Raw genomic sequence first — 9,457 nt, forward strand, 5'->3', positions numbered from 1 at the left:
ACCCCGCCCCCGGGATTGTGATGCTGTGCTGTGTCAGCCGCACACAACGCCCGACTGACGGGTTGAATGCAGTGATGCCCCCGCCGCTCGTATCGCAGGGGGTCACCGGGACGTCGATGGCGGCCCGGTGAGTATGTGGGGTGGTGTCAGTGGGTTGGGTGGCAACGAGGTCCTGGGCGAGCAGGTCTGGCGAGAGTCCGGCGTCGGCGGCCCCGAGGACACCGAACAGCTCAAGGCCCGGATCACCACACTCGAACAACAGGTGATCGACCCGGAGCTGAAACTGCAGGAGCTCGCGGCCCCATGGTGCCGCCGACGGAGTCCCCGGCCACCGCCATGCGGGAGGCGTCCAGACCCTCGGCTGCGCCGTTCGCGGTCACCCGGCGCGCGGTCGCGCAGGCCTGCTCGATCGCCACCGGGTACCGGGCCTCGGGGGAGCGGTCGTACTCGACGAAGGCGACCGCGGCGTCGGTACCCACGGCCAGCTCCCGCACGTGCACGTAGAGGATGACCGGCAGGCCCGCGGCTGCACCGGCAGGTTTGACGGTGCGGACCCGGACGTCTCCCACATCGGCGGGCACCGTGATCCACGTGTCCTCCACGTCAGGCTTTCCGACAGGTGCCGCCTGGATGTCGTCCAGCACCTTGCGGGCGCCTTCCGGGCCGAGTTCGTAGAGGAACGGCGGCTTCGCCGCCGCTTCCGCGACCTTTTGAGCGGCCTGCTCGAGAATGGGCTTGGTCTTGGTCCCTGCCTCTGTGTGCAGATCACCGGGTTCCTCCGAGGATGCCCCGGCCTTCGGGCCGGGGAGGAATCGGGCTCCTGCGGGGCGATCCGGCGTCCGCCCCGCACGGCGGTGATGTCGCCCACGATGATCGAGAGCTCTCAACTGTCAGTCCGCTCGGGTAGGTTCGGATGCATGACGACAGAGGCGACCACGAAGGACACCGGGCATGTCCGGTACACCTTCCGTGTGCGCCTGTCGAACACGGCCAGGCGCCGGCTCGAAGCCGAGTGGGATCGCTGCCGCTGGATCTGGAATGAGTGCGTGGCCAAGTCCCGGCAGGTCCACGTGCAGGGCAAAGCGGGTGGCGAGAAGCTGACGTGTGGTCCGGCTCAGCTCGACAAGATGCTGACCGAGGCCCGCAGGGCGACGCCCTGGCTGGCTGAGGGCGCGTCGGTGCCGCAGCAGCAGGTGATTCGGGACTTCGCCAGGTCGAGGGCGAAAGCGCTGAAGGACATCAAGGACCGGTTGCCGCAGCAGCGCCGGGCCGGGATGCCCCGCTGGAAGAAGAAGCGGGAGGCGCGGCCCAGCCTCAACTACACCAAGCGCGGTTTCCGCCTCAAGGACGGCCGCCTGCACCTTGCGGGCCAGATCGTGCTGACGGTGGTGTGGTCGCGGGATCTGCCCGCCGACGCGTCGAGTGTGCGCGTGTACCAGGACACGCTCGGGCATTGGTATGTGTCCTTCGTCGTTGCCGCGCAGAGTGAACCGCTCGCCCGCACGGGGCGCGTGCTCGGGGTGGACTGGGGTGTGACGGAGACCGCCACCACCACCGACGACGCCTACGATCTGCCGCATGCCGAGCACGGCAGGCGGGCCGCGCAGCGGCTGGCGAGGTATCAGCGGATGATGGCCCGGCGCCGGCCTTCGAAGGGACAGCCCGCATCCGCCGGCTACCGCAAGGCCCAGGCGCAGGCGGCGAAGCTGCACAAGAAGGTGGCGAGGCAGCGGGAGGACACCGCCCGCAAGTGGGCCAAGCGGGTGATGCGCGGCCACGACGGGGTTGCGGTGGAGGACTTCAGGCCGAGGTTCCTGGCGAAGACCACCATGGCCCGCAAGGCGGCCGATGCCGCCCTCGCCGCGACGAAGCGTGCCCTGGTCGAGACGGGCCGCAAGCACGGGCGGGACGTCCGTCTCGTGCACCCGGCGCACACCACGATGGACTGTGCCACGTGCGGAGCGAGAACCAAGCACGCACTGCCTCTGTCGATGAGAACGTATACCTGCACCGTGTGCGGAGCCGTGTCCCCCAGGGACAAGAACTCCGCCCGCGTGATGCTGGTCCGGGCAGGTTGGAACCCGGACGGTGCCGAGGGCGTAAGACCACCCGAGCCGCCGGCTCCGGCGGCGGCCTGAGCCGTAAATCCCCGCTCAGCCCTGGAGGGTGGAGAATCCACTCCCTTCAGGGAGGGGAGCCTTCAACGTGTACACATGGTCGAACTCGGCCTCCGGCAGCTGGTCCATGGGGCCGGGCGGCTGGATCGTCGCCCCGTTGTTGAAGGCGATGTCGAGTCGGCCGTAGAGGTCGACGGTACGGTCCACGGCGGCGCGCACGCTCGCCGTGTCGGCCAGGTCGCACACCACGTAGTCCGCGGTGCCGCCCGCCGCCCGCACCTCCTCGGTGACCGCCTTCAGCTGGGCCTCGGTGCGGGCCGCGAGCAGGACCCGGGCACCTTCCCTGGCGAAGAGCCGCGCCGCGGCGGCGCCGATCCCGCGCCCGGCACCGGTGACGAAGGCGACCTTGCCGGCCAGCAGGCCGCAGGGAGGCGTGTCCTTGTGTTCCTCGTGCGATGTGTTGTCCATGGCAGCGAGCCTGCGCCCGGGAGCCGGGCCCATCCAGGCACCGGGAGTACCTGGATGGTTCTCGCGGCACACCCGCACACTGGGGGTGTGGACAGAGCAGAACTTGCGGGATTCCTGCGCAGCAGGCGCGAGCGGATCAGCCCTGCCGACGTGGGCCTGGCCGCCGGGCCGCGCCGCCGCACGCCGGGGCTGCGCCGCGAGGAGGTGGCGCATCTGGCGTTCATCTCGACCGAGTACTACACCCGGCTGGAGCAGGCCCGCGGCCCGCGCCCGTCCCGTGAGGTACTGGCCGGGCTGGCCCGCGCCCTGCGGCTGTCGGACGCCGAGCGCGAGCACCTCCATCTGCTGGCCGGTGCCCCGCCGGAGCCCCCGCCCGGCCCCCCGCGCGAGGTGCGGCAGAGCATCCTCGACCTGATCCACCGGCTGCCGCGGTCCGCCGCCTTCGTCACCTCGGCCACGCTGGAGGTGCTCGCCTGGAACGAGCTGGCCGCCGCCCTGATGGAGGACTTCTCGGCCCTGCCGCGGCGCGACCGCAACCTCGCGCGGCGCGTCTTCCTCGGGCCGCGCGCCGCCGGACAGCGGCTGTACGGCGTGTCCGACGCCGACGCGTTCGCCCGGCACGCGGCGCGCCGGCTGCGCACGGCCGCCGCCCGCTACCCCGACGATCCCGAGGTGACCGGGCTGATCCAGGAACTGCGCGCCGGCAGCGAGGAGTTCGCCCGGCTGTGGGACTCCCACGACGTGGACGCGGGCCCCACGCTCCGCAAGACGTTCCGGCATCCCCTGGTCGGGCCGGTCACCGTCAACTGCGACGCCCTCGACCTCACCGACCGGGACCAGCAGGTCGTGATCTACACCGCCGTCCCCGGCACACCGTCCGAGGAGGCATTGCGGCTGCTGTCGGTCATCGGCACCCAGCGCATGGACGCCGCCCGCTGAGCCGAGCCCGCCGTCCCGTGTGTGGCCGAGCAGAGCGGCGCGCACGGCGCCGACAGGCCGGTGCACCGCCTCTCCTGCGACGCGGTGCACCGGTGAGCAAGGTCTGACCAGGTCAGCAGTACAGGTTGCCGCCCGGCGAGACGCCGAGGATCTGGGTGAAGCGCTGGTAGGCGTCGACACGGCTCTGGACCTGGGCGGGGTTCTTGCCGTCGCATTCCAGGGAGCCGTTGATGCTGCGGATGGTCTGGCCGAATCCGGCGCCGTTGACCATGGCGTTGTGGGGGGTCATCGTGCCCGGTCCGGACTGGGTGTTCCAGTACCAAAGGCCCGTCTTCCAGGCGACGGAGGCGTCGTTCTGCACCTGCCAGGGGTTGTCCAGCAGGTCGATGCCGAGTGCGTCACCGGCGGCCTTGTAGTTGAAGTTCCAGCTGAGCTGGAGCGGGCCGCGTCCGTAGTAGGCGGCCTGCCCGGCCGGGCAACCGTACGGCCGGCTCCAGTCGCAGTAGGTGGGGTAGTTGGCGGTGTTCTGCTCGACGACGTAGACCAGGCCGCCCGTCTCGTGGCTGACGTTGGCGAGGAAGGCGGCGGCCTCCTGCTTCCTGACCGTGTCGCTGCCGGTGTTCGCGAAGCCGGGGTAGGCGCTGAGGGCCTGGACGAGGCCGCTGTAGGTGTAGAAGCCGTTCCGGTTCGGGAACATCTGGTTGAACTGGGCCTCGGAGACGACGAATCCGGACGGTGTGCCGCTTCCGCCGCCGGCCGGAGCGTTCCACTTCTGGTTCGCGCCACCCGTACAGGTCCAGATCTGCAGCCGCGTGCCGTTGGCGCTGTTGTTGTCCCGCACGTCCAGGCACTTGTTCGCGGCCGGGTTGACGATGTCGTGGGCCGAGGTGACCACCCACTGCTGGTTGGCGCCGCCGGAGCAGTCCCACAGCTGGACCGCGGCGCCGTCGGCGGTGCTGCGGTCGACGACGTCCAGGCACTTGCCGAGCGCCCGCAGGGTGCCGTCACCCGGGTTCGACCAGATCTGGGCGCTGGTCCCGTTGCAGTCGTAGAGCTGTACGGCGGTGCCGTTGGCGCTGTTGGCGCCGGCCACGTCCACGCACTTGCCGGCCAGCCCGGTGATCTGCCCGTCCGCGGCCCGGGCGGGTGTGGCGACGAACAGCGCGGCGAGGAGGGCGGCGACGACGCCGCCGGCCAGGAAGCGTCCGAGACGCCCCAGGCGTATGGGTCTGAAAGGGAGTTCGGCGAGGCGGAGGTGCATCGACGGGTGCTCCTGTCCTGGTCGGGTGGATGGGTGCATGCCGGTGGTGTGGGTACGGGGCCGTCAGCCGAGGACGGTCTCGGTGACGACGATGTGTCCGGCGTCGGGGTCGAGGCTTCCGCCGAGCCGGCCGAAGGCGCCGTCGGTCAGGTCCAGGCACTTGGGCACCTGCGGAGTCCAGGCGAACGTGCCCCGGTCGTTGATACGGACCACCAGCGACCTGCCGTTGGCGGTGTTCGTGACCTGCACCCGGGTGCCGAAGGGCAGTTGGGGCTGACGGCTGAGCGAGGTCGCCGCGGTGTCGGCGTTGTTGTCGAAGAGTTCGCCGCTGGCGGTCAGGGCTCCGGGCGGCTGCGGGCCGTAGTGGGTCGCCCAGCAGGTGTCGGATGCCGGCGCGGCGGGCGCGTCCGTGTCGGCCTGGGCCGGGGAAGCGGTGAGCAGGCATGCGGAGAGGCCCAGCGCGGCAGTCAGGACGGCGGCGGAACGGGACCTTGCCATGAAGGGGGGTGGCCTTTCGGGTGGGGGGTGGGCATCGGGCACGGTGCACCTCCGGCAGGGACGGCCAACGGTGAACACGGGGCACGATGTGTGGCTGGGCTGTGAAACTAGAGGTACAGACCATTGGCGGTCAAGGTGTGAAGTAAGCCATGAGGAAAGCGAGTTGAGGCTCGTTCCGGAACGCAGGGGGTGAGGTGCGACCCGCCGGCGGCATGAGGGAAAATAGTTGCCTAGTGAAACTACGGGGAACGCGTGAAAGGTCCTCCATGCCGTACCTCACCATCGACTACTCGTCCCGCCTGGCCGGAGCCTTCGACGCTTGCGCCCTGGTGAAGGAGTTGCATCCGCTCGTGGTCGAGGAGTCCGGTACGTCGGGCGTGTGCAAGACGCTGCTGCGGCCCGCGGAGACGTATGTCGGGGACAGAGCGAGCGGGCAGGCCGTGTTCGTGCACGTGGAAGTCGGCCTCATGCCCGGCCGCCCCGAGACGCAGAAAGCCCGGCTGTCGGAGGGGGTGCTGGCCCTGCTCGCCAAGCATCTGCCGGCGCACGACCCTGGCGAGGAACAGGTGTTCCTCTCCGTGGAGGTGCGCGACCTCGCCGCCTCCTACCGGCTTTCGCCGTCCGTGCGATGAACCGCCGGTCGGAGCCGGACACGGCTCATCGGAATTCGGTTGTCCGTCCCACCGGTCCCGCACTAGCTTGCCGCCGGTGGATCTCTTCTCACGCTCTTGGGCGGCACTGCGCACAGCCGTCGCGGAACTGCCGGACGAGGACTTCGAGCGGCCGTCCGGCTGCACCGGCTGGCTGGTACGGGACCTGGTGTGCCACCTGGTCATCGACGCGCGGGACGTCCTGATCACCCTGGTGACACCTGTCGGCACCGCACCGACCGTGGATGCGGTCACCTACTGGAAGCTGGTCGAGCCCCCGACCGGCGAGGACCCGCTCGACGCGCTGATCCCTCGACTGGCCGCCGCGTACGGCGAGCCGCGGTGGCTGAAGTTCCACCTGGACGACGTCGGTTCCGCGGCGGGCCGCGCCGCCGCGCTCGCCGACCCGGCCGTCCGCGTCGGCACCCGAGACGAGGTGCTGACCGTCGGTGACTACCTGTCGGCTTACGTCGTCGAGTGGACCCTGCACCACCTCGACCTGATCGCCCATCTGCCGTCGGCCGCCGAGCCGCCCGCCGAGACGCTCGCGGCGACACGCGCGACGCTGGAGAGGATCGCGGGGGCTGCGTTCCCCGCCGCGCTGTCCGACAAGGACACGCTGCGGATCGGCACCGGACGCCGTGCGCCGACCGACGAGGAGCAGGCCGTGCTGGGCGACTTGGCCGACAGGCTTCCGTTCGTTCTGGGGTGAGCGGCCCGTCGCCGTTCCCGGACGAGTGCTCAAACGTCCCCCGGGGACTCGGGCCCGGCCCGAACCCGACCACTTGATGAGATGATCTTCGCCCCCGGTCACTACCATGTGGCCGCAAGACAACCGTTCGACCGGCCCGTTGGACACGGGCCGTACGGGGTCGCCGATGCCAGGGACCGCTCCCCGGGCTGCGGTGATCTTCCTGTCCAGGAGGACCTTCCGCATGTTCCGACGTATTGGCACCACCGTCGTCCGACATCCCGTGTGGACGATCGTGGCATGGCTGATTGCCGCGGTGGCGATTGTCGCCACCGCTCCGAGTCTGCCCTCGAACAGCGACGAGAGCAGCTTCCTACCGAAGAGTTACGAATCCATCAAAGCGGCGGATCTGCAGCAGAAGGCGTTCCCCAGCGCCTTCACCCCGTCCGCGATCGCGCTCTACCAGCGCACGGACGGCGGCAAGCTGACCGCCGCCGACAAGCAGGACGTCGCCCGGATCACCACCGAGCTGGGCAACAAGCACATCGACCAGGTGCAGAAGGTCGTCCCCGGCCAGCCGTCCAAGGACGGCAGGTATGACCTGACCCTGGTCCAGATGGACAGCAAGAACGCGGGCCAGCCCAAACAGGCGGACGCGGCCAAGGTGTTGCGCGACGACGTCAAGGAGCTGGCCAGGGGCACGCATCTCGACGTCAAGCTCGGCGGCTCCGCCGCGCAGGCGCTCGACCAGCAGGACTCGTCCAAGCGTGGACAGGCGCTGATCGGCATCGGCACCTTCGTGATCATCCTGGTGACCCTGCTGATCATCTTCCGGGCGCCGATCCTGGCCTTCCTGCCCCTGGTGCTGATCGGTCTGGTGTCGGCCATCGCCAACGGCCTGATCGCCTACGCCACCAAGCTGTTCGACCTGCAGGCCAACAGCTCGATCTCGTCCATCCTGATCGTCGTGCTCTTCGGCGTGGGTACGGACTACTTCCTCTTCCTGATGTTCCGGTACCGCGAACGCCTGCGCGCCGGAGACGAACCCAAGGAGGCGATGATCAACGCGGTCGGCCGGGTCGGCGAGGCCATCGCCTCGGCGGCCGGCGCCGTCATCATCGCGTTCCTCGCGCTGGTGCTGTCCACGCTGGGCTTCCTCAAGCAGATGGGCCCGGCGCTGGCGATCGCGGTGGCCGCCACCCTCGTGGCGGGCCTGACCCTGATCCCGGCCGTGGTCTCGCTGATCGGACCGAAGGTCTTCTGGCCCTCCAAGTCCTGGCAGAAGGAGCCGGAGAACGCCCGGTTCGCCGCCCTCGGCCGCAGTGTGCAGCGCCGCCCCGCGCTGACCGCCGGGGCGTCCGGTCTCGTCCTGATCGCGCTGTCGCTCGGCATCTTCGGCTACAACGCCACGTTCGACCTGGCGTCGGGCTCCATGCCGAAGACCAAGGAGTCGATGGTCGTCCAGGACCAGATGCAGAAGGCGTACTCGGCGGGCGCCGCGGCACCCACCGACGTCTACCTGTCCAGCACCGACGGCAAGCCGCTGGACAAGGCCGCCTTCGACGCGTACGCGAGCAAGCTCGGGACCGTGGACGGGGTGGCGAGCGCCCGTATGACGCAGGTCAACCAGGACGGCAGCACCGCGGACTTCACCGTCACGCTCAAGTACGAGGCGTCGACGGACAAGGCCATCGACACCGTGGGCCGGGTGCGGGACGTGGCACACGCCGACGCCCCTGACGGCACCACGGCGGTCGTCGGCGGCATGTCCTCGATCTACAAGGACATCGACGCCGCGGTGAACCACGACTACAAGACGGTCTTCCCGGTGGCCGCCGTCCTCATCATGGTGATCCTCGGTCTGCTGCTGCGCAGCGTCGTCGCCCCCTGGTACCTGATGGCATCGGTGGGCCTCGGCTTCGGCGCGACCCTCGGCGCCACCGTGTGGATCTTCCAGAAGGGGCAGGGACACTCGGGTCTGATGTTCATGCTCCCGGTGATCATGTATCTGTTCGTGGTCGCCATCGGCACCGACTACAACATCCTCATGATCGCCCGGCTGCGCGAGGAGGCCCGCGAGGGCCGCGAGCCGCGTGAGGCGGCCGGCATGGCCCTGCGGCACGCCGGTCCGACGGTCGCCGCGGCCGGCTTCATCCTGGCGGCGACCTTCGCCACGATGATGCTGGCGGGCAACTCACTGCTCACGGAGATGGGTTTCGCGGTGTCCTTCGGCATCGCCGTCGCCGCCTTCGTGATGGCGATGTTCTTCACACCGAGCCTCACCGCGCTGATCGGCCACGCCGCGTGGTGGCCGGGGCACGGCGACCGGGCCGAGGCCGCCCCGGCCGGCGCGGCCGCCGGTGTCGGCGGTTCCGTATCGGCGCCGGGCGGCGAGCGGGACTCCGTCGCCCACCATGCCGCGGGACGCGGCAACTAGCGGCAGTGCGGGTCGGGACGGCGCGTCCCGCCGGGTCAAGAGGCCTGGCGGGACGCCCCGTCCGCGCGTCGCGGGACACGGCCGGCCGGGCTGCACCCCGCCGGGTTAGGCCGGTTGGCCGGACCGGCTGGCGGACGAGACTGCGGCGGCACGGTCCCGGCCGGGTCTGCGCAAGGCAGGACGGGACGCCGGCCCCCGCCAACTCGATCCATGTAACCGGCAGTTAACCGAACCGGGACCGGGGCATCAACCGCCGCACGGGTAAACGTCCGCATCGACCAGCACCCTCACGTGCATGGCATTCACCGGGTTCCTCCGAGGATGCCCCGGCCTTCAGGCCGGGGAGGAATCGGACTCCTGCGGAGCAGGGCAGGGGTAGCCGGATCGCCGTCAGGG

At 70.2% G+C, this 9,457-nt stretch carries 7 protein-coding genes and 2 pseudogenes; 5 read left to right on the forward strand and 4 right to left on the reverse strand.

Annotation, left to right across the window (positions count from 1 at the left end; translation table 11 throughout):
- Positions 1-302 precede the first annotated feature (302 nt).
- Positions 303-764: pseudogene (locus tag ACIBJF_RS41895) on the reverse strand (alpha/beta hydrolase); the annotation flags it as partial.
- Between the two features lie 153 nt (positions 765-917).
- Here ACIBJF_RS41895 and ACIBJF_RS41900 point away from each other — a divergent pair.
- The gene (locus tag ACIBJF_RS41900) at positions 918-2,138 is read left to right on the forward strand and encodes an RNA-guided endonuclease InsQ/TnpB family protein (protein WP_399182133.1); all 1,221 of its coding nucleotides are present in this window, start codon (positions 918-920) and stop codon (positions 2,136-2,138) included.
- Between the two features lie 54 nt (positions 2,139-2,192).
- Here the strand turns inward: ACIBJF_RS41900 and ACIBJF_RS41905 are convergent.
- Positions 2,193-2,585: pseudogene (locus ACIBJF_RS41905) on the reverse strand (SDR family NAD(P)-dependent oxidoreductase); the annotation flags it as partial.
- An 87-nt stretch (positions 2,586-2,672) separates the two neighbouring features.
- Here ACIBJF_RS41905 and ACIBJF_RS41910 point away from each other — a divergent pair.
- On the forward strand, positions 2,673-3,524 hold the full coding sequence (locus tag ACIBJF_RS41910) for a helix-turn-helix transcriptional regulator (protein ID WP_399182134.1): 852 nt from the start codon (positions 2,673-2,675) through the stop codon (positions 3,522-3,524).
- A gap of 112 nt (positions 3,525-3,636) precedes the next feature.
- Here the strand turns inward: ACIBJF_RS41910 and ACIBJF_RS41915 are convergent, their stop codons facing one another.
- Together ACIBJF_RS41915 and ACIBJF_RS41920 are read right to left on the reverse strand one after the other, a co-directional pair.
- Positions 3,637-4,785 carry a glycoside hydrolase family 19 protein gene (locus tag ACIBJF_RS41915; protein WP_399182136.1) on the reverse strand — a complete coding sequence of 383 codons (1,149 nt, stop codon included), beginning with the start codon at positions 4,783-4,785 and terminating at the stop codon, positions 3,637-3,639.
- Between the two features lie 63 nt (positions 4,786-4,848).
- A complete protein-coding gene (locus tag ACIBJF_RS41920; protein WP_399182139.1) occupies positions 4,849-5,283 on the reverse strand; it encodes a septal ring lytic transglycosylase RlpA family protein in 435 nt (144 codons plus the stop codon).
- A 266-nt stretch (positions 5,284-5,549) separates the two neighbouring features.
- Here ACIBJF_RS41920 and ACIBJF_RS41925 point away from each other — a divergent pair, with 266 nt between their 5' ends.
- The 3 genes from ACIBJF_RS41925 (at position 5,550) to ACIBJF_RS41935 (ending at position 9,061) form a co-directional block, all read left to right on the forward strand.
- Entirely contained in the window at positions 5,550-5,915 is a 366-nt protein-coding gene (locus tag ACIBJF_RS41925; RefSeq protein ID WP_399182140.1) for a 5-carboxymethyl-2-hydroxymuconate Delta-isomerase, read from the forward strand.
- 76 nt (positions 5,916-5,991) lie between these two features.
- Positions 5,992-6,645, forward strand: a complete 654-nt coding sequence (locus ACIBJF_RS41930; protein ID WP_399182142.1) for a maleylpyruvate isomerase N-terminal domain-containing protein — start codon at positions 5,992-5,994, stop codon at positions 6,643-6,645.
- A 223-nt stretch (positions 6,646-6,868) separates the two neighbouring features.
- On the forward strand, positions 6,869-9,061 hold the full coding sequence (locus ACIBJF_RS41935; RefSeq protein WP_399182144.1) for an MMPL family transporter: 2,193 nt from the start codon (positions 6,869-6,871) through the stop codon (positions 9,059-9,061).
- Positions 9,062-9,457 lie beyond the last annotated feature (396 nt).

It is taken from the genome of Streptomyces sp. NPDC050743 (assembly GCF_044456925.1).
GTDB lineage: Bacteria > Actinomycetota > Actinomycetes > Streptomycetales > Streptomycetaceae > Streptomyces.